This window comes from Escherichia sp. MOD1-EC6021, assembly GCF_002965245.1.
Taxonomy (GTDB): domain Bacteria; phylum Pseudomonadota; class Gammaproteobacteria; order Enterobacterales; family Enterobacteriaceae; genus Escherichia; species Escherichia coli_F.
The window spans coordinates 1-20,954 of sequence record NZ_PTRU01000020.1 but is presented as its reverse complement, the minus strand read 5'-3'; the positions used below and the strand labels follow the sequence as shown (position 1 = coordinate 20,954).

At 50.0% G+C, this 20,954-nt stretch carries 13 protein-coding genes and 1 pseudogene; 7 read left to right on the top strand and 7 right to left on the bottom strand.

The features are described 5' to 3' along the window. Positions 1 to 213 precede the first annotated feature (213 nt). Genes BEB54_RS20000 through BEB54_RS19985 form a run of 4 tightly spaced genes read right to left on the bottom strand, consistent with a single transcriptional unit; the run spans position 214 to position 4,617 of the window. Entirely contained in the window at positions 214 to 1,572 is a 1,359-nt protein-coding gene (locus BEB54_RS20000; RefSeq protein ID WP_105282255.1) for a DUF1116 domain-containing protein, read from the bottom strand. Next, positions 1,572 to 3,119, bottom strand: coding sequence for an acyl-CoA synthetase FdrA (gene fdrA / locus BEB54_RS19995; protein ID WP_105277171.1), 1,548 nt, complete (start codon positions 3,117 to 3,119; stop codon positions 1,572 to 1,574). Before fdrA ends, BEB54_RS20000 begins: the two co-directional genes overlap by 1 nt. After that, positions 3,109 to 3,972, bottom strand: coding sequence for a DUF2877 domain-containing protein (locus BEB54_RS19990; RefSeq protein WP_105277170.1), 864 nt, complete (start codon positions 3,970 to 3,972; stop codon positions 3,109 to 3,111). The genes fdrA and BEB54_RS19990 overlap by 11 nt, the downstream gene beginning before the upstream one ends. A 39-nt stretch (positions 3,973 to 4,011) precedes the next feature. Then, positions 4,012 to 4,617, bottom strand: coding sequence for an ankyrin repeat domain-containing protein (locus tag BEB54_RS19985; RefSeq protein ID WP_105277169.1), 606 nt, complete (start codon positions 4,615 to 4,617; stop codon positions 4,012 to 4,014). Between the two features lie 257 nt (positions 4,618 to 4,874). Here BEB54_RS19985 and BEB54_RS19975 point away from each other — a divergent pair, with 257 nt between their 5' ends. Both BEB54_RS19975 and BEB54_RS19970 read left to right on the top strand, forming a co-directional pair. Further along, positions 4,875 to 5,372: a DUF1097 domain-containing protein gene (locus BEB54_RS19975; protein ID WP_105277168.1), complete on the top strand. Its 498-nt coding sequence runs from the start codon at positions 4,875 to 4,877 to the stop codon at positions 5,370 to 5,372. 91 nt (positions 5,373 to 5,463) lie between these two features. Then, positions 5,464 to 6,396, top strand: coding sequence for a LysR substrate-binding domain-containing protein (locus BEB54_RS19970; protein WP_001084390.1), 933 nt, complete (start codon positions 5,464 to 5,466; stop codon positions 6,394 to 6,396). A 41-nt stretch (positions 6,397 to 6,437) separates the two neighbouring features. On the opposite strand, the gene BEB54_RS19965 is transcribed toward BEB54_RS19970, so the two are convergent. From BEB54_RS19965 to betT, 3 genes are all read right to left on the bottom strand, one after another. After that, positions 6,438 to 7,526, bottom strand: coding sequence for an EAL domain-containing protein (locus tag BEB54_RS19965; RefSeq protein WP_105277167.1), 1,089 nt, complete (start codon positions 7,524 to 7,526; stop codon positions 6,438 to 6,440). A 141-nt stretch (positions 7,527 to 7,667) separates the two neighbouring features. Next, on the bottom strand, positions 7,668 to 11,651 hold the full coding sequence (ehaA, locus tag BEB54_RS19960) for an autotransporter adhesin EhaA (protein WP_105277166.1): 3,984 nt from the start codon (positions 11,649 to 11,651) through the stop codon (positions 7,668 to 7,670). A 572-nt stretch (positions 11,652 to 12,223) separates the two neighbouring features. After that, entirely contained in the window at positions 12,224 to 14,257 is a 2,034-nt protein-coding gene (gene betT, locus BEB54_RS19955) for a choline BCCT transporter BetT (protein WP_105277165.1), read from the bottom strand. A gap of 128 nt (positions 14,258 to 14,385) precedes the next feature. Between betT and betI the strand changes: the two genes are divergently transcribed. The 5 genes and pseudogenes from betI to hyxR all read left to right on the top strand — a co-directional run. Next, positions 14,386 to 14,973 (top strand): transcriptional regulator BetI, encoded by a 588-nt coding sequence (betI, locus tag BEB54_RS19945; protein WP_105277164.1) that lies wholly within the window; start codon positions 14,386 to 14,388, stop codon positions 14,971 to 14,973. A gap of 13 nt (positions 14,974 to 14,986) precedes the next feature. Further along, positions 14,987 to 16,459, top strand: a complete 1,473-nt coding sequence (gene betB / locus BEB54_RS19940) for a betaine-aldehyde dehydrogenase (RefSeq protein ID WP_105277163.1) — start codon at positions 14,987 to 14,989, stop codon at positions 16,457 to 16,459. Positions 16,460 to 16,472: 13 nt separating this feature from the next. Further along, positions 16,473 to 18,161: a choline dehydrogenase gene (betA, locus tag BEB54_RS19935; protein WP_105277162.1), complete on the top strand. Its 1,689-nt coding sequence runs from the start codon at positions 16,473 to 16,475 to the stop codon at positions 18,159 to 18,161. A gap of 1,161 nt (positions 18,162 to 19,322) precedes the next feature. Continuing rightward, positions 19,323 to 19,886, top strand: coding sequence for a tyrosine-type DNA invertase IpbA (gene ipbA / locus BEB54_RS19930; protein WP_105282254.1), 564 nt, complete (start codon positions 19,323 to 19,325; stop codon positions 19,884 to 19,886). Positions 19,887 to 20,215: 329 nt separating this feature from the next. Continuing rightward, positions 20,216 to 20,884: pseudogene (hyxR, locus tag BEB54_RS19925) on the top strand (LuxR family transcriptional regulator HyxR); the annotation flags it as partial. Positions 20,885 to 20,954: the final 70 nt, after the last annotated feature.

The window sequence follows — 20,954 nt, the reverse complement described above, 5'->3', positions numbered from 1 at the left end:
ATGACCAACGCCAAATTGCCTGATGCGCTACGCTTATCAGGCCTACAGATTCTTGAGCCATTCGTAGACCGGATAAGGCGTTCACGCCGCATCCGGCAATCGTGACAAATGCCTGATGCGCTACGCTTATCAGGCCTACAGATTCTTGCGCCACTCGTAGGCCGGATAAGGCGTTCACGCCGCATCCGGCAGAGACAACGCGCACTTTGCAGGTCAGACGCCGTAACGTTCGCACCAGCCAAGAATGGCTTTTTCGAAGCAGGCGAATGGTGGATGCACAATGCCCGCGCCAATCATGCCGACGCCCGCATCTTTATGGGCAATGGCGGTGTTGATCACCGGCAGAATGCCACTGCTACCCACGCGGGTGATGTCGATTGCCGTCGGCACACCCATAAAACCGAGCAGCGGAATGGTCACGTTGGGGTTTTCGCCGAGAGTGATTTCGCGCATCTGACGGGAGAAATCGATAGCCTCTTCCACCGTACCGCCCACCAGCGCGACGATTGCAGGCGCGGTCGCCATAGCAAATCCACCAATGCCGTAGGTTTCGGTGATGGCGCTGTCGCCAATATCCAGCCCCGAATCTTCCGGCTTATAACCGGCAAACATCGGGCCGATGACCTGCTGCGACGGGCCGGTAAACCACTGCCCCGGCAGGCCGCTGACCCGCAGGCCAAACTCGACGCCGTTACGCGCCATGGTGGTCACCACGGTGCTGTATTCAATGCCGTGCGCCGCATCCATCGCTGCTTTACACATTGCCATCCACGTCGGGCCGGAGAAGTAATCGCTGCTGGCGACAAACTCAAACACTTCGCGCTGTTGCTCGACAGAATAGCCCGCCTGAATAATCCCCGGCGTCAGCGCCTGAATCAGCAGCGTCGTCCCGGCGTTATTGCGGTTATGACACTCATCGCCCATATGCAGCGCCTGCGCCAGCATTAAGCGCAGATCAATCTCACCGAGAATTTTCATCGCGTCGCGCAGCATGGGCCCCTGCACATCGCGCATCCAGTTGAGGCGGTCAATCACGCTCTGATCGTTGGCGCCCATACGCAAAATCTTCGCCATCTGCTCGCTCATGTTGGTATAAGCGATGTTGCCGTAGGTTTTGTTTTTCACGATGTGCATAAACATCGAGGCAGAGGTAACACCCGCCATCGAACCCACGCAGTCATGCTCGTGGCAAGGCGAGAAGGTGATCTCCCCGGAAGCCGCCAATTCAGCCGCCTCGTCAAGATCTTTCGCCAGTCCTTCGAACACCAGCGCCCCGGTGACCGCGCCTTTCATCGCGCCGCACATTTTTTCCCAGGTCACTGGTGGCCCGGCGTGAAGAATGGTTTTCGCTGTCATGCCAGGCACCACGTTAATCGCCTGATCAAAACCAATCAGCACCGGATGCGACTGGATAATGCGTTCCAGCGCCTGCACCACCTGCATATTGCCCTGCCCCGGCGGCGTCCAGTCGAGTTGGGTCACTTCTACATACTGCTTTTTCAGGTCATCGCTAAACATGGCGATGCCGACGTTAATAACGTTCAACGGTTGGCTAAACAGTGACGGGCTCATCAGGCTTCCTCCCCTTTGCAGATAAATTCACGCGCCAGCAATCCGGTATTGGTGCTACTGCTCGCCAGAATCACTCCGGCATCAAGCAGCATCTGGCTTTGTTGTTCTAATGATGGCGTATCAAGATCGGTACCCAGCACATAGGCGAGAATGATCAAATCGCGTCCTTCGGCAGCGGCGATCGCTTTCGCCTCTTTGATCGCCTTGATGGTGGAGCCGACCGGATCTTCATGCGATCCAAATCCGAGCACAAAATCCATCACGATCACCGCCACTTCTGGATCGCGCGCTTCTTCGATCAAGCGACTGATACGGTTGGTGGGGTCAATCATTGGATGCGGCTTGCCGTTGGTGAAGTCGTCATCGCCAAAGTCGAGGAAGGTGTGTTTGATGCTGCGGTTGATATCTTGCAGGCGGAATTCCGGATCGGGCTGGATATTGCTGTAGACATCGCCGTGTTTTTCCATCACCGCGAACATGGTTTCGTCACACAGCGTGCCGCCGCAGAACAGGCCACGAATGTATTTCTGCTGCGGTTGCAGACGCGCCCGCACATCCGCAATCAACGGCTGGTTCAGCGTATGCAGCTCGAGATGTTCTTGTTTCACGCCGGAGAGCATCACCGCTTTCAATGCCGCCTCTTTACTGCCGCGGGCAAACTGTAGCCCCTGCTCATCCACTGGCGTTTCGCCACGACCGAGGAAGCAGACTACCACCGGCTTGCGGCAGGCGCGTGCGCGTTCCAGCACTTTGCGGGCCACCGCAGGCGCGGGCGGTTTGGAGATAAGTACAATGATTTCAGTTTGCGGATCGTTTTCCAGCATCCCGATAGCGTCGAGCATCATCAGGCCGCCGATTTTCTCGCTCAGGTCGCGCCCGCCGGTGCCAATCAGTTGCGAAACGCCGCCGCCAAATTCATGAATGCGGACGCTCAGCTCCTGGCTACCGGTGCCGGATGCGCCAACAATACCGATGTTGCCGCGACGCACAGCGTTACCAAAGCAGAGCGCCGCGCCGTTGATAATCGCCGTGCCGCAGTCTGGCCCCATCATCAGCAGCCCTTTTTCGTGGGCCAGTTGCTTGAGCGCCAGTTCATCTTCAACTGAGACATTATCGGAAAACAGCATCACGTTAAGATCGTTTTGCAGCGCCTGACGTGCTTCGCGAGCGGCAAACAGACCGTTGACCGAAATCACTGCCAGGTTACTTTCCGGGATATGCTTTTTGGCGCTGGCAATCGTGGCATAACGCGCCTCGTGCGAGCCGCTTTGCGCTTTGCTGTTGAACAGTTCTTCAATCTCCACCAGCAACTGCTCGTTGTCTGCGCCCGCTTTGCCGTTGATGACAATCATCAGGTCGCCGTTTTTCGCCTGCTCCAGCTCCGGCGTCAGCAGCCCTAAATTCTTCAGAACGCCTTTGTTCATTTCGGTCGCCATCGCCACAAATGCCTGCTCGACGCCGTCGAGTTTATTTGCACGCGTGGAGATAGACATCAGCGAGACAGAATCAAAATAGGTATTCGGTTTAATGACTATTTTAACTGACATAATTCCCTCCGTAGGTTTGGCTCAGCGCACAACCATCGGCCATGCCATACAGCATGTCGCAGCCGGAACTGGAGCCAATATGTTTAATTTTTTCTATTGCCTGAGTTGCGTTCCCAGGTATGTCATAAATAATGTTATGAATAAAACGATGAATATTTTCCCGGCAGCGTTGTTGTAATGCGGCTTCCAGCGTTATGGCACTTAATAACGTGGTATTATTTCTGCCGCGTTGCAGACCGAGATAAAATTCCTCTTTGTATTTTTCCGCCGGATGCCCGGGAATAAATAAAATAAGCGCCAGACCTGTTAAATAATCGTCGGCTGATGGCGTAAGGCCAATCCCTAACCCCATCATATTAGCAATCGCCAAAGCGATATTTTCTTTATCGTTTACGGCCTGAATAACAGCCCGTCGTTTAATATGTAATTCTTTTTTTAATGCCTGATAGAACGGGTTATCGCCACAATAATTAAACAGGGTTTCATTTTCCCCCAGGTGTTGATGAATAATGTCGTGCCACTGTTGCCAGGCGATAAGGTGAAAATTTTCAGCGGTCATTTGCAAAGCTGGGAACAGCCAACGCTGGCAATGACTCATCTCTATATGAAGATGTTGACCAACCGTAATACCTTGATCATCAAACTGAACCTTATCACCATGACGGAACAGACCATCAAAGTGAGTGAGTGCCAACCGACAACTGTTTGGCGCATTGTCGTACTCTTCACAAAGCAGCGTTAGCAACTGCTGGCGGGCCGGAAGTGCGATATTTACCGCTCTGGCAAAGACCTGTTCAACCTGTCCTTGCCCCCGCTGCGCCAGAAAATCAGCATCCGCAGTTAGCGCCCACACACACCGTCTTTCTGGTGTGTCGATAGCAAGCCTCCCGGTTTATGCACCTGCGGCAATCAGTAACTGCGCAATCTCTTCAAAGCCTCGTTCCCGCGCCAGTTCCAGCGGCGTTTTGCCATATTTATCCGTCATGTGCGGGCTGGCACCGTGTTCCAGCAATAACTGGACAATCGCCTGCTGTTTTATCCCGCCATCGTTAAGCACAATTGCTTCCAGGAGTGGCGTCCAGCCAACATGGTTGGTCTGGTTAACGTTAATATCCGTATGCGTCAAAAGCTCTTTCACAATACTTAAATGGCCTTTTTCACAGGCAGGCGTCAGGCCGACACCGCCGAAACGGGTTACACAATTAAGGTCTGGTTTAGCCGGTAAAATAGTTCGTAGTAGCGTTAAATCACCGTTCAGGCAGCTCATTAAAAAAGGATTTAAACAGGTCTGGTCTTGTTTATTAATATCCGCTCCGGCATCAATTAATGCCTGAACGCAAGCATATTGCTGATATAAACTTGCCAGCGTAATTGCCGTTTTCCCCTGACGATCGCAGGTATTTATATCTACCCCCAGAGCAAGGCAGGTTTTTACTTTATCGATATCACCCTGTTGTGCAGCCAATAAATAATCGGCAGGTAGATTTTTTATACTCATTAACATTCCCCTGTTTTTTGTGGCTGTTTTCGATGAATTGAGAATAGCAACGATAATCTGATAAAAGAACCCGCTTAAATTTAATTCGCCGTATTTCGCCTTTTTGTTGAATGATGTTCAACAATCTTTTCGCAGTGTGCGGTAGTGCAATATTTGTTTCTTTGACCCGATACCCTTTCACTCAATCAGGTTTTATTTCTCTATAGTCTGCACATGTAAGCGCAGCTTTCGTCCATGTCTAACCAGAGGGGAACAAGATGAACGGACTCACTGCAACGGGTATAACCGTCGGTGTTTGTGCAGGGCTTTGGCAGTTAGTGTCTTCACATGTCGGGCTCTCTCAGGGATGGGAATTATTAGGAACCATTGGCTTCGTCGCCTTTTGCAGTTTTTATGCCGCAGGCGGCGGTAAATCGGGGTTTATCAGAAGCCTGGCGGTTAATTATTCCGGGATGGTGTGGGCGTTTTTCGCCGCGCTGGCTGCCGGTTGGCTGGCCCCGGTGAGTGGGCTTTCCGTGTTCTGGGCAAGCGTGATGACTACCGTGCCTTTCTCAGCTGTAGTGGTCTGGCAAGGGCGTTTCTGGTTACTGTCATTCATTCCCGGAGGCTTTCTCGGCATGACGCTGTTTTTTGCCAGCGGGATGAACTGGACGGTGACATTACTGGGTTTTCTGGCGGGTAACTGCGTGGGGATAATTTCAGAATATGGCGGACAAAAATTAAGCGAAGCGACGACTAAACGCGACGGGTATTAAAAGTTATTCAAAAATGATTATCTATCTTTAACCGATACCTCTACAGTCATAGCTGGAGAAATTCATAGTAGATAATGGCGGGAATGGTTTAATGAACTCAATTTTTACCGAAGAGAATCTGTTGGCATTTACTACCGCTGCGCGTTTTGGCAGCTTCAGTAAAGCCGCAGAAGAGTTGGGTTTAACCACTTCCGCCATTAGCTACACCATCAAGCGAATGGAAACGGGGCTGGATGTGGTGCTGTTCACTCGCAGTACCCGAAGCATTGAGTTAACGGAGTCCGGGCGTTATTTTTTCCGCAAAGCTACCGATCTGCTGAATGATTTCCATGCCATCAAACGCAGCATTGATACTATTTCGCAGGGCATAGAAGCACGGGTTCGCATTTGTATTAATCAGCTGCTTTATACGCCCAAACACACCGCGCGCTTATTGCAGGTACTGAAAAAGCAGTTTCCTACCTGCCAGATTACCGTCACCACCGAAGTGTATAATGGCGTCTGGGATGCGATTATTAATAATCAGGCGAATATCGCTATCGGCGCACCCGACACGCTGCTGGACGGCGGCGGCATTGATTACACGGAGATTGGCGCGATTCGCTGGGCTTTTGCTATCGCCCCGGATCACCCGTTAGCCTTCGTGCCGGAACCCATCGCCGAAAGCCAACTGCGTCTCTATCCTAATATCATGGTGGAAGACACCGCGCATACGATTAATAAAAAAGTGGGCTGGTTGCTGCATGGGCAGGAGTCGATTCTGGTGCCAGATTTCAACACCAAATGTCAGTGCCAGATTTTAGGCGAAGGAATTGGTTTTTTGCCGGATTACATGGTCCGTGAGGCGATGGCGCAATCCCTGCTGGTTACCCGACAAATCCATAATCCGCGCCAGGATTCACGCATGTTACTGGCGACCCAGCACTCTGCCACCGGTCAGGTGACGCAGTGGATTAAAAAACAATTTTCGCCAAATGGCATATTAACGGGGATCTATCAGGATTTACTGCATCGGGAGAATTAATCGCTGCCAACCTCCCGATGCGCTGTGAATAGCGGTTTACATCAACCACCTGCTTTCATTACCCATTCAGAGATAAATTTATTACCCGGTACTGGCGGAGAGTACAAATAGCCCTGCAAAAAGTGTACGCCTTTACCAATCATTAAATCCGCCTGTTCCTGAGTTTCTACCCCTTCCGCCACAATACTCAGACCAGGCTTACGCGCCAGTTCGACAATATTGTCCACAATATGACCGGAGATTTCGTCAACACTCGCCATTTGCACAAACGACTTGTCAATTTTAATAAAATCGACCGGAAACGCCTGCAGATAACGATAGGTCGCATAACCCGTACCAAAGTCATCCAGCGCAAAGGTAATGTTGTGCTGATGAAGGCTGTCAAATATCGCTCTGGCTGCTGGCGTTACCGGAATGGGGTTGCGTTCCGTTAGCTCAAGAACCAGCTTGATTTTATCGTTACCTAATTTCTTGACCAGGTTCAGACACTCTTTTTCAAATCCTGCGGCCAAAAAACATCCTGCCGAGACGTTGATGCCAATATGGAAATTGTCCGGCAGCAAATGTTTTACTGGCATCAGAATATCCGCAGTCTGTTTCATCAACTGGCGAGTCATTATGACAATAAGACCGGATGACTCCGCCAGAGGAATAAACTGATCCGGTGGGATAATTCCCGTTTGCGGATGTTCCCAGCGAACAAGCACTTCACAGCCCGTCAGTACCCCTGTCTGCGCGCAGAAAACGGGCTGGATCCACGGTTTGAATTCGTGATTTTCCAACGCCAGACTGATGGCTTCAGGCGTGACGATATGGTGACAACGGTTATCAGGAATATAAAAATTATTTTTATTTCCCTTGCCACTGATGACTTGCGGATGATATTGAAAAAAGATATCCCGCCAGAAAGTAATATCACTCTGGATGCCTAATTTTTCATACAACTGCTTCTTCTGATGTGAAATTGTCTTTGCGCTACGATTTCTGTATTGTGATATTTCTGTAACCGACATTCCCTCCATTAGCAGCTTGAGTAAAAGCCGTTCTTTTTCGGACACGATACCAGGCAACGTCAAATTCACCGTTGCCCCGAACTCTTCCAAAAAAACACTCAAATCATGCGAAGCCATTGAACACACCTTGATGAAATCTTGTGCGCCAGCTAAATCTGCGAGTCTTCACTCTGACTGATAAAGCTGGCTGCAAGAAAATGACACAGAGAGCCGAATTATCTCCCGTTCGGCTCTCTCTCCTTTTACTCATTATTCAGATCAGAATTGCCACTTAATGCCCACCATTGCAGAGGTGTCATTATATCCTCTATCGGCAACCTGAACGCCCACATTCCCCCAGACATTCAGGTTGGCATTTAGCTGTCCTTCCACCCCGGTTTTTATCTCAGCAATATTTCGGGCTCCATCCTGAGTGACGGAGACGCCATCCATACTGGTGCTGAAATCCTTACTGTTATGCAGCCAGTTCACTTCTACAAACGGCTGGAACTCGCGGGATTTACCGTCATCCATTTTATGGTGGCTCTTCAGCCAGGTTTTTACGCCAAGTCGGGTTTGAACATTGCCATCACCGTTGCTATGAACGAGGGTTCCGTTGCTTTCGCGGTGCTTATCGGCTTTGACTCCCATCCAGGTAACCTGTGCTTGCGGCTGAACATACCATTCATTACGCGTTCCCTGGCTGCCATTAAATTCAGCTAATTTGTGTTTGTATCCAGCTTCCAGTGAAGCGGTAAATCCTTTTGATTTATAGGATTCACTTTGTAAGTCATCCCCTTTCACTGTGTTATCAAACCAGCTGTACTGCGCCCAACTGTCGAGATACGCTCCATTATGCGATTCGTCATCGGCATACCAGGTGGCATAAAGACCGGTGCTATATCCGTTCACGCTCGCTTTTGCACGATAACCAGTGCGCGAGGAGGTCGTTTTGCTGTCGCTGTTGCCATATCCCGCCATGACCCCAACATGCCAGCTGTCGCTGCCGTTTTGGCTCCACTGCGCGATATCGCCTCCCAGTTGCAGAACATAGCGATTGCTTTGGGTTTTCAGCTGGCCGCTGCCATCACGCCATTTATTATGACCACCTTCATGGCGCATCCACATAGTGGTTTGTTTCTGCTCACCCGTCACCATGTCGGTATAGTACGTATTACCCAGACGCTCATGCAGACGCGTGTTGAACATGGTATTCGCTGCTGCAAGGTTCGCAATGTAGCTACCCGCCTCCGGTCGCAGGTCATTATCCACATTCAGATCCGGACCCGGCGTAGGTGTCGGGTTAGGGTTCGGCTCTGGATTCGGGTTTGGCTCCGGATTCGGCATCGGGTCTGGCTCCGGCTGCAGTTCAGGAGAATCACTGCCGCTGGTCAGATACCAGTTACCACTATTTGCCCCTTGTCCACGCGCGAGAGTGTAGTCATATGCCCCCGCAACGATACGCCCAGCCTGAACAAATTCGCCCTCAGACTTACCGTCAACATGGATAAGTTCGATACCGTTAAGGGTTTTCGCACCTGTACCGCCAGCGTTATTCACCGTAACGGCAGTCGTGCCGCTAGTATCGCCCTCGACAACCAATTTATCGGTTACTGAGTCATCGCCATTCAGTACCGTATTCATTACTAGTTGACCGTTATTACCGTGGTAGTTCCCCTTCACCACCAACACGTTGCCAGCTTGCTGTCCTGACATTCCGGTCATCAGCGTACCGTTGTTGGTCAGATTGCCGCCCAGGGTGTAATTCACAGACGCAGCCGCTCTTTTCTCAGCGCTATTATTCAACACCAGGGTACCGTTGTTCTCAAGGTTTGCGCTACCCAATCCCTGCGCATGACTAACCAGGACATTAGCCGAATTAGCAATGTTCACATTCGCCGTCAGGTTGCTGTTATCGCCCGCGATATCCAGCGTGCCGCCCTGAATATTCAGCTCTCCGCTTCCCGTTAACGAACCGGTTGAAGTGCCCCCGTTGGTAACCGTCAGACTCCCGCCGTTCAAGCTCAGCAGTGAATCGGCGCTGCCATTGAGCGTGCCCACGATCTGGCTGTGACCATTCATATCCAGTTCAGTCTCTGCCGCCAGACGCAGTTCATGGGTATTACCCAACACGTTATCGTTATTCAACAAAAGCGTCCCGCTGCGCAGATCGGTAATACCGGTATAGTCGTTGTCTTTGTTAGAAAGCGATACGGTCTGACCTTTCTGGCTGCTGAAGGCCAGGTCACCACTGCCGGTAATCTTTGCACTAAGATCGGCGGCATTCTCGCTTTTACCGTTGGCACTCAGCACCAGGGCATCACTGTCGGTAGCCTGCAATTCAAGCTGGGTCAGGCCGTAACCGATATACAGACCGTCATTGTTTACCCCACTCGTCAGACGATAGTCGTAAGTGCCGACGGCCGCTTTTTGCCCATTCTGCTGAATATCACGTTGGGCGCTGCTGGAGAGGATTTGCCCATTTTTATCCTGCAATTGCAGATTGCCCGCATCGCCCAGAACTTCCGCACCTTGCGCATCAACCAACTTAATGGTGCTGTTACCATCATCGACTTCAGTGAGCGATAACGCAGAGTCAATATCACGAGATACAGAGCGGACAACGTCACTGTCAGAAACCTCAATCACACCCTCGCCACGCAAATCCAGCGTTTTACTAACGTTGACTGTCCCTTCTGTCATCTGTGCACCAGCTGCCAGGGCACCAAAATCAACCGTTCCGCCCGAGAATCCCAGAGTGCTAATGGAGTGAGCACCCTTACCCACTGTTATCTGGCTTCCCTGACCCGCAGTGATCCCGCCTTTCTGCAGAAACTCAGCATTTTTTTCCAGGTTAAATGTCGTGTTCTGGAATGCCAGTGCCCCCTGAAACCAGTCTGTATAAGCAAACTCATCGAAGGAGAATTCGTGATTCCCCATGTTTATTTCAACAACGCCTTTACCTTCAAGATCGTTATCAAACACCCAATCTTTATTGGCATTAATTTGCAGTTTGCCATCAACATCCAGTTCTGCACGGCCGATGTTCTTGTCTTCAGAAATAACAGCGACAGCATCGGAAGCGACATCAATATATCCGCTGAATGCATAGTTATTGCCGGTCAACTCCACCGTCCCACTGTCGATACTTATTGTACCGTTGCCGGAAATCTTATTGGCAAAGGTCATGCTATCGTCAGCCTTCAGGTGTAATTTCCCACGGTTGGTGATTTCTGCTGTACCTATATTTTGGGTGATCCCTAAAGCGCCATTTTGCTCAATTTTGACTTTACCGCTAAAGGCGGAGTTATCCCCGGTTAAGTAAGTCGTGCCATTGAGCGCGTTGATATAACCCAGGCCCTCACTGCCACTGACAATATCCGCGGAAATAGTCGCATTTTTATCCGTGTGGTTTAAGGTGATTTTCTTATCGGATGTCTTTGCCCACACAAACTCAATTTTTTCGGCATCAATAATCCCTGCCGCCTTCGCTGCGCTTCCTTCCTGTGCACCTAACGCTAACTCAGAGTTGGTGCTTAAACTAATAGTCGGCGCAGAAATTTTACCACCTTCCGAAACGGCAAGTGTTGTATCGGAGTTTTGATCATAATAGCCCAGGCTAATTTTCTCACTGGCATTAACTTCACCGCCGTTATTAACTGACAGGTACTGATTACCACCGTAACTGCTGTAAACGCCCATAAAGAAGGTTTCAGAATTTACCTGGCTACCTTCCCCACTGACATTTCCCTGCGTATAAGTCAGACGGCTGGTGCCCTTAACATGGATTTTGCCGCCGTTGGAGACATTAAAATAGCCGCGATCGTGTCTCATGCCTGAGTTTGACTCATACAAATCATCAGCATATAACTCGCTGCCAGCATTGGAGACATTCAGGAACCCCGTACCTTTCAGCAAAAAGTTAAGTGGGCCATTGATTGTTACCTTTCCTCCGGTAATATCCAACCCACCACCAGAAGCGAGAGTCAGACGCGGACGGGAAGTATCTGTCGCATTGATTACCAGATTGGCATTGTCAGTCACCGTAATACGGTAATCGATGCTCTGGTTCTCTTTGCCAAAATCAATAGTTTTATCCTGGTTTACGATGACATCATCGGCGAATACCAGAGATGAATATAAACTTATCGCGCTAATTAAAACAGCCCGGGACTTTTTTCCTTTTACTCTGCTCCCCAGCTCAGAGCAGACGCTCCAACAGTTACGGGACCTGTTCCACTTTAGCCGATATATTTTATTCATCACAATCTCCAGCAATACATCCAAATAAAACTAAGATTGCATAAACAGCAACGCATTAAATGCCATTCCGGTTACTGTTCATCGCATATAAAAATTCAAAAATTTTGCATAGCATTGGCAACCACATATCTGAGTATGTAGTTCAGAGGGTAATAAAATAGCAAGTTATTACTTAAAACTTATTTTAAGTTAACACTCTTAACTTTATCATTACATTCCTCCCAGTCTCTAATACCTGCGCATTATATGTATCCAAGAATTCAAATCAACTCAAAATATAAACAAAAGCAAGAGGAATACATTTAATATACAGCCGATAAAAGTGGTAACTCTTATTAGGTATCAAAATATAAGAATCGTCTTATTAATAAATATATATCTCTATAGGTCTGAATCCTTTCAGCTAATACAAATTAAAATCGTTAATTAATAAAATATAAAATCATGAAGTGATACAAGAGGAATTTCAGGATATGACATGACAATCATATATAATATATGCATAATTTTTTACAGCGAGTCAATGATTCCCGCGCCATATGCAGACATGGCGCGGTTTTATGCAATAACAATCACGCGTCCGGGAACATCACGCTATGGCCCGGCGCTTCACGATGGAGATGGATAAAGTTAAGGTGCCGCTCGTACTGGTCGAGAATATCGGTGATCACCTGCTCTTTGCTGTAGTCCATCAGGTCGTTACCCTGGCTGCCTTCTAACAGGAAGGTTTCCAGCCGGTAATAGGTCGATTTCCCGCTACGTGCGCGGTAGGTAAAGCCCGGCACTGAGTATTGCCGTGGCCAAATCTGATAGACAAAGTTTTGCTCGTCGCCCATATGCACCAACAAATCCAGATGCCCCAACTGTTGTCCCTCTTCCGGCGGCAGGCTTTTTAGCTCCACGTACGCGCCGCGCAACCGCAGCTCCTGCGCCACTTCTTCCATTGCCGGATAACAGACGGTTTCCATCATCTGTTTGGTGTAACGCGTTCCTGGGTAGTTCATCAGGCGCGAGAGACGCTTTTTCCAGCTCAGGCGATCCTGAAGCCCCAGCGGTCGCGGTGCGGTATCACGGTTGGCACTTTCACGGCGGTAATCTTCTACCTTCAGAGATTTATACAATCCCGCCATCACGAAGAAAATCACAAAGCTGAACGGCAGCCCCATGATTACCGTGGTGTTTTGCAGCGCGGATATCCCGTTGGTCATTAACATACCGAGCGTCAGCAGACCAATGGCAACCGACCAGAAGACACGCAGCCAGCCCGGCGCGTCGCTGTTGATATCTTTAAGCTGCGAGGTGAAATTCCCCAGCACCAGCGCCCCGGAATCCGCCGAAGTTACGTAGAACAGCAAGCCAGTGATGGTGGCAACCGAGGCGCTAAAGGTAAATGCCGGATATTGCGCCAGCAGGCTGTAGAAGCCGCGCTCCGGATGGACCATCGCTTCCTCGGCAAATGCCGCGCCGCCATGAATGATTTCATACAGCGCACTGTTACCGAACACCGACAACCACAGCAGCGTGAAGGTGAACGGAATGATCAGCGTGCCCAGCACGAACTGGCGAATGGTGCGTCCGCGTGAGATACGCGCCAGGAACAGGCCGACAAACGGCGACCATGCCACCCACCACGCCCAGAAGAAGAGCGTCCAGTTATTCATCCACTCAACCGGGCGGTCAAAGGCAAAACTGTTGAGCGTCATTCCCATAAAGCGGTTAACGTAATCGCCAACGTTCAGCACCAGCGCATTAAGCAGGAACGAGGTGTCGCCCATAAACAGCACGAACAGGATCAACCCCAGCGCCAGCGCAACGTTGAGTTCCGATAACACGCGAATGCCCTTATCGACACCGGAGGTGACAGAGATCGTTGCGATGATCACCGACAAGGCGATCAGCGCCGCTTTCGCCGCCATTGAATCCGGGATATCAAACAGTACGCTCAGGCCATAGTTAAGCTGCACCACGCCAATGCCGAGCGTGGTGGCAATCCCGAAGATGGTGCCGATCACCGCTGCAATATCCACCGAGTGACCAATCGGCCCGTTGATCCGTTTACCGAAAATCGGATACAGCGCCGAGCGGATCGTGAGCGGCAAATTATAACGATAGCTGAAGTATCCGAGCGCCATGCCCATCAGCGCATACATCGACCAGCCGGTTAAGCCGTAGTGAAACAGCGTCCAGACCATCGCCTGACGCGCCGCTTCCATCGTCTGCCCTGCCCCTTCCGGCGGCTGCATATACTGCGTGACCGGCTCAGCAACGGAGAAGAACATCAGATCAATACCAATCCCGGCTGCGAACAGCATCGCCGCCCAGCTCAGTAAACTGAACTCTGGCTTAGACTGCTCAGGCCCAAGTTTTACCGAACCAAAGCGCGAACAAGCGATGCAGACCACAAAGACAATATAGAGCGTTGCCGCCAGCAGATAGTACCAACCGAAGGTTTTAGAAACCCAGTCCAGCGTGCGGCCAATCCACAGGGCCGAGAAGTCGCGAAACAGGATCGTTGTCAGGGAAAACAACAAAATCAGTCCGGCGGAGGTGTAAAACACCACCGGATTGATTTTGTCCTTTTCCCTGCTGTGCGAAAGGTCTGTCATCCAGTATCCCCACTATTATTGTTACCATTTAAAATCAAATTCGTAACAATTAAGACACATTTTATATTGAACGTCCAATCAATAACCGCTTTAATAGATTAACAACGCTGATGAATGGAGTGGCAAAAATGCCCAAATTGGGGATGCAGTCGATCCGGCGCAGACAACTGATCGACGCCACGCTGGAAGCAATAAATGAAGTAGGTATGCACGATGCGACGATCGCGCAGATCGCCTGCCGGGCGGGCGTTTCCACCGGGATCATTAGCCACTATTTCAAAGACAAAAATGGTCTGCTGGAAGCGACCATGCGTGATATCACCAGCCAGCTGCGTGACGCGGTCTTGAACCGCTTACACGCGCTACCGGATGGCAGCCCTGAGCAGCGATTACAGGCGATTGTTGACGGAAATTTCGATGAGACTCAGGTCAGTAATGCTGCGATGAAAGCCTGGCTGGCGTTTTGGGCCAGCAGTATGCATCAGCCGATGCTTTACCGTTTGCAGCAGGTGAGCAGCCGCCGCTTGTTGTCGAATCTGGTGAGCGAATTTCACCGCGAGTTACCGCGCAAAGAGGCACAGGAGGCAGGTTATGGCCTGGCCGCGCTGATTGACGGTTTATGGCTGCGCGCGGCATTGAGCGGTAAACCGCTGGATAAACCTCTCGCACACTCGCTGACCCGTCACTTTATTACTCAGCATTTACCCACCGATTAACCGAGGAGACGTGATGTCCCGAATGGCAGAACAGCAGCTTTATATACATGGTGGTTATACCTCCGCCACCAGCGGTCGCACCTTCGAGACCATTAACCCGGCCAACGGTAACGTGCTGGCGACCGTGCAGGCCGCCGGGCGTGAGGATGTCGATCGCGCCGTGAAGAGTGCCCAACAAGGGCAAAAAATCTGGGCGGCGATGACCGCCATGGAACGCTCGCGCATTCTGCGTCGAGCCGTTGATATTCTGCGCGAATGCAATGACGAACTCGCTAAACTGGAAACCCTCGACACCGGGAAGGCGTATTCAGAAACCTCAACCGTCGATATCGTTACCGGCGCGGACGTACTGGAGTACTACGCCGGGCTGATCCCGGCGCTGGAAGGCAGCCAGATCCCGCTACGCGAGACGTCGTTTGTTTATACCCGCCGTGAACCGCTGGGCGTGGTCGCCGGAATTGGCGCATGGAATTACCCGATTCAGATTGCTTTGTGGAAATCCGCACCGGCACTGGCCGCAGGCAACGCGATGATATTCAAACCGAGCGAAGTTACCCCGCTTACCGCGTTAAAGCTGGCTGAAATCTACAGCGAAGCGGGCCTGCCGGACGGCGTATTTAACGTGTTGCCGGGCGTAGGTGCGGAAACCGGGCAGTATCTGACCGAGCATCCGGGCATTGCCAAAGTGTCATTTACCGGCGGTGTCGCCAGCGGCAAAAAAGTGATGGCTAACTCGGCGGCTTCCTCCCTGAAAGAAGTGACCATGGAGCTGGGCGGTAAATCACCGCTGATCGTTTTCGACGATGCAGACCTCGATCTCGCCGCCGATATCGCCATGATGGCGAACTTCTTCAGCTCCGGCCAAGTGTGTACCAACGGCACCCGCGTGTTCGTTCCGGCGAAATGCAAAGCCGCATTTGAGCAAAAGATTCTCACGCGCGTTGAACGCATTCGCGCGGGCGACGTTTTCGACCCTCAAACCAATTTTGGCCCGCTGGTCAGCTTCCCGCATCGCGATAACGTGCTGCGTTACATCGCCAAAGGCAAAGAGGAAGGCGCGCGCGTACTGTGCGGCGGCGATGTATTGAAAGGCGATGGCTTCGATAACGGCGCATGGGTTGCACCGACCGTGTTCACCGATTGCCGCGACGAAATGACCATCGTGCGCGAAGAGATCTTCGGTCCGGTGATGTCGCTTCTCACTTATGAATCTGAGGACGAAGTGATTCGCCGCGCCAATGATACCGACTACGGCCTGGCGGCGGGCATCGTCACAGCGGATCTGAACCGCGCGCATCGCGTCATTCATCAGCTGGAAGCCGGCATTTGCTGGATCAACACCTGGGGCGAATCCCCGGCGGAGATGCCCGTTGGCGGTTACAAACACTCCGGCATTGGCCGCGAGAACGGCGTGATCACGCTCCAGAGTTATACCCAGGTGAAGTCCATCCAGGTTGAGATGGCTAAATTCCAGTCCATATTCTAACCAGGAGGTTTATTTGCAATTTGACTACATCATTATTGGCGCCGGCTCTGCCGGCAACGTCCTCGCGACACGTCTGACTGAAGATCCGAACACTACCGTGCTGCTGCTTGAAGCGGGCGGCCCGGACTATCGCTTTGACTTCCGTACCCAAATGCCCGCTGCGCTGGCGTTCCCGCTACAGGGTAAACGCTATAACTGGGCCTATGAGACAGAACCCGAACCATTTATGAACAACCGTCGCATGGAGTGCGGACGCGGTAAGGGGCTTGGCGGATCATCACTGATCAACGGCATGTGTTACATCCGTGGTAACGCACTGGATCTCGATAACTGGGCGCAAGAACCCGGTCTGGAGAACTGGAGCTACCTCGACTGTCTGCCCTACTATCGCAAGGCCGAGACTCGCGATGTAGGCGAGAACGACTACCACGGCGGTGATGGCCCGGTAAGCGTGACCACCTCAAAACCGGGTGTCAATCCGCTGTTTGAAGCGATGATTGAGGCGGGCGTGCAGGCGGGCTATCCGCGCACAGAAGACCTTAACGGTTATCAGCAGGAAGGTTTCGGCCCGATGGACCGCACCGTCACGCCGCAGGGCCGTCGCGCCAGCACCGCGCGGGGTTATCTCGATCAGGCCAAATCGCGCCCGAACCTGACTATTCGAACTCACGCCATGACCGATCACATTATCTTTGACGGCAAACGCGCGGTAGGCGTCGAGTGGCTGGAAGGCGACAGCACCATCCCAACCCGCGCAACGGCCAACAAAGAAGTGCTGTTATGTGCAGGCGCGATTGCCTCACCACAAATCCTGCAACGCTCCGGCGTCGGCAACGCTGAACTGCTGGCGGAGTTTGATATTCCGCTGGTGCATGATTTGCCCGGCGTGGGCGAAAATCTTCAGGATCATCTGGAGATGTACCTGCAATACGAGTGCAAAGAACCGGTTTCCCTCTACCCTGCCCTGCAGTGGTGGAACCAGCCGAAAATCGGCGCGGAGTGGCTGTTTGGCGGCACCGGCGTGGGTGCCAGCAACCACTTTGAAGCAGGTGGATTTATCCGCAGCCGTGAGGAATTTGAATGGCCGAATATTCAGTACCATTTCCTGCCAGTGGCGATTAACTATAACGGCTCGAACGCAGTGAAAGAGCACGGCTTCCAGTGCCATGTCGGATCGATGCGCTCGCCAAGCCGTGGGCATGTGCGGATTAAATCCCGCGACCCGCACCAGCATCCGGCGATTTTGTTTAACTACATGTCGCACGAACAGGACTGGCAGGAGTTCCGCGACGCGATTCGCATCACCCGCGAGATCATGCATCAACCGGCGCTGGATCAATACCGTGGCCGCGAAATCAGCCCCGGCGCGGAATGCCAGACAGATGAGCAGCTCGATGAGTTCGTGCGTAATCACGCCGAAACCGCCTTCCACCCATGCGGTACGTGCAAAATGGGGTACGACGAGATGTCCGTTGTGGATGGCGAAGGCCGCGTGCACGGGCTGGAAGGATTACGCGTAGTCGATGCGTCAATTATGCCGCAGATTATCACCGGCAATCTGAACGCCACGACCATTATGATTGGCGAGAAAATGGCGGATATGATTCGCGGACGAGAAGCGTTGCCCAGAAGTCTGGCGGCGTATTTTGTGGCGAATGGGATGCCAGTAAGAGCGAAAAAACTGAATCGCGATTTGAACTAACGCAGGAACTTATAAGCTTGAGAGTTACCGTTCTACGATAAGGACCGAATCCTTATATAAAAACATAGGTAACTCTCATGCTTCATATCCGCAGTCCCGCCATCAAACTTTAAGCCGATTCGCTCAATCTGGCGGATGATGGTGCTATGGATACACTGATAAACCACAAGTGTAATGCCACTCAGCTTAAGAATCACGCAACCAGTGCTCCTGGCCAGGGTTACTTGTTCTTTCCCACTCCCGGTTAGCAGTGGTCAGCGATCAACTGCGTAAGCCGGGCGTATTTATCCCAAAGCGTGGAGTAATATCAGGTCTACGCTAAAAAACTCAATTTATTCGGTTATCATGCACGCAAAGGGGGCTTGTGGCGAGTATAAAAATAAGTCAGACCCAAAAACTACGTGGAGCTTTAAACACGGTTCGTATAATTTATTAGCAGCGATTTATTTCTACCCTTCTTTAATCAGTCATCATGATTAAATATTTTTTATCACAAGATTATCGCTTCTCTAACATTTTATTTTTTATTTATTATCAATTGATAAGAAAAAATTGTTAGTACGTTTTTGCAAAAAATTAAAAGTGTTGGAATACACTTAAACAAATGAACAAAAACCAAACAAACTGAGATTTGCAATCAGAAAAAATTATTCAAGAGAACATCTCTAATTTATTGGTAGCGTCCATGAACGATGATTTCCTCACAACCAAAAAGTAAAGAAAATCTTATGATAAGATATATTTGTAAATTAGTATTATTAACGTCAAAGATCTTTTCTTTTCTGCACCCTTACTTTGCAACGCATAAAAAACAAACAAAATCAATAATATATGCAGAAAAAGTTATTTTACGTAAAAATAACATTAAATAAATCAAGACTATTGAACATCACTAAAACATTAGACGTAATACACATTCACCCCCGCTCCTTGACTCAGGGTTTTAATATTTTTTGTTTCACATCATTGTAGAAAAAATCGCGCATTAAAAATGAGTTGTAGAAAAACCGCACAATAAATATTTCATATTTTATCTATTGCGTAGAACTACTATTCAAAAAATCTTATTAATGAGATAATGAAATTACATCGATAACGTTCTGATTGCAGGCACACTTATCTGGGTGTGCCTCTTTTTTTTACAACTGTACACGGTGGCGTATGACGAGAAAATATCTCACACAGGATGAAGTCTACAGGCTGATGGATGCAGCCCAGAGCATGTCCTTTCCTGAAAGAAATCGCTGTCTAATTATGATGGCTTTCATTCACGGTTTTAGGGCCAGTGAACTTCTTGATTTACGTTTATCCGATATTGATGCATCAGGAAAACAACTTAATATTCGGCGTATTAAAAATGGTTTCTCGACAACACATCCTCTTCTTCCTGATGAATATAATTTGATCAAGTTGTGGCTTAAGCAGAGGAAGTTAATTGAAAATGGAGTTGAAGGAGACTGGCTTTTTCTCTCCCGGAAACGCCGCCCTATCAGCAGACAACATTTTTTTTCGATCATTCGTGAGGCAGGAAGACGTGCAGGATTAGCTGTAAAAGCACATCCTCATATGTTACGTCATGCCTGTGGATTTGCTCTGGCTGACAATGGTGTCGATACCCGACTACTTCAGGATTATCTGGGTCATCGAAATATTCAGCATACTGTCAGATACACAGCCAGTAATGCTGCTCGATTTAAAGTGGTGTGGAAAAAAAAGCCTCGTTAAAACAGTACCTTCTGATTCAAAATGTCAGATTCCTACGTTTGCCTCAATTCTTCCATAAAAAAACAGCCCATTCAATTAAATAAAACACATAACATGTTGATATTTCTCGCTAAAGTAAAATAACCCCATGATTTGAAATGATTAACCATCAAGGTCATACCAGTGGTTAACTTTCACTCACACTGTTAAATAACACAAAATTAAAAACAATAAAAGTCATAAAAATTAGACTTATATTCCAAGAAAATTAAATATTCAGGTAATTAAACCAAACCTGACATTTTGAATCAAAATGTCAGGTTTTGTAGCAATGGCGTGGACGAGTCTGAATGAAGAAGCCTCTGGTTATTATCAGTGCCTGTCAGTTCACCAGGCTGGCACTGGAGTCTCTCATCCCAACGGACAGGTATCTCGTGCGGGTGTACAGCAACGTCACTACAGAGGTTGAATTCGTTTTAAAGACCTCCTGTGGCTACCTGTTAGCTGATATCCCTTCGCTTCCTTCGGGGGAGTTGGTTCTTCTGGCTTGTCTTGTCCGCTTGCGGAGTGATGCCGGGCAATGGCAGGTCTGCCTGACCGGTGACTCCGACTGGTTCGATAATGCTCCTGCTGCAAGTCTGTACTACGGCTTCCCACGCATAAGCACCCTGCTGACAGCGAGTCGTTATCAGAATCAAATTATCCGCTGGTTACTACGTCCTTTGCCCGGCGATATGAGTGATTTCTGGCTCCTGACTGCACGGGAGTTGAGCGTGCTTAAGATTCTGATGCAGGGCATGAGTTTCAGTGAGATTGCCCGTTATGAACAACGCAGTTCAAAGACCCTGCATGCGATTGCCACACGGGCATTAATGAAACTTGGACTGGGAACTCTGAGCGATTTCAGGCTGCTCTATACGGGATGCGGTGACAGCAGAGTGAAACGGAATATACGGCTACATGCAAGATATGTCGGACAACATTCCGCTCATCGACTCACTCAGTATGTGCATAGACTGGCCCCCTGAATCTCCAGACAACCAATATCACTTATTTAAGTGATAGTCTTAATACTAGTTTTTAGACTAG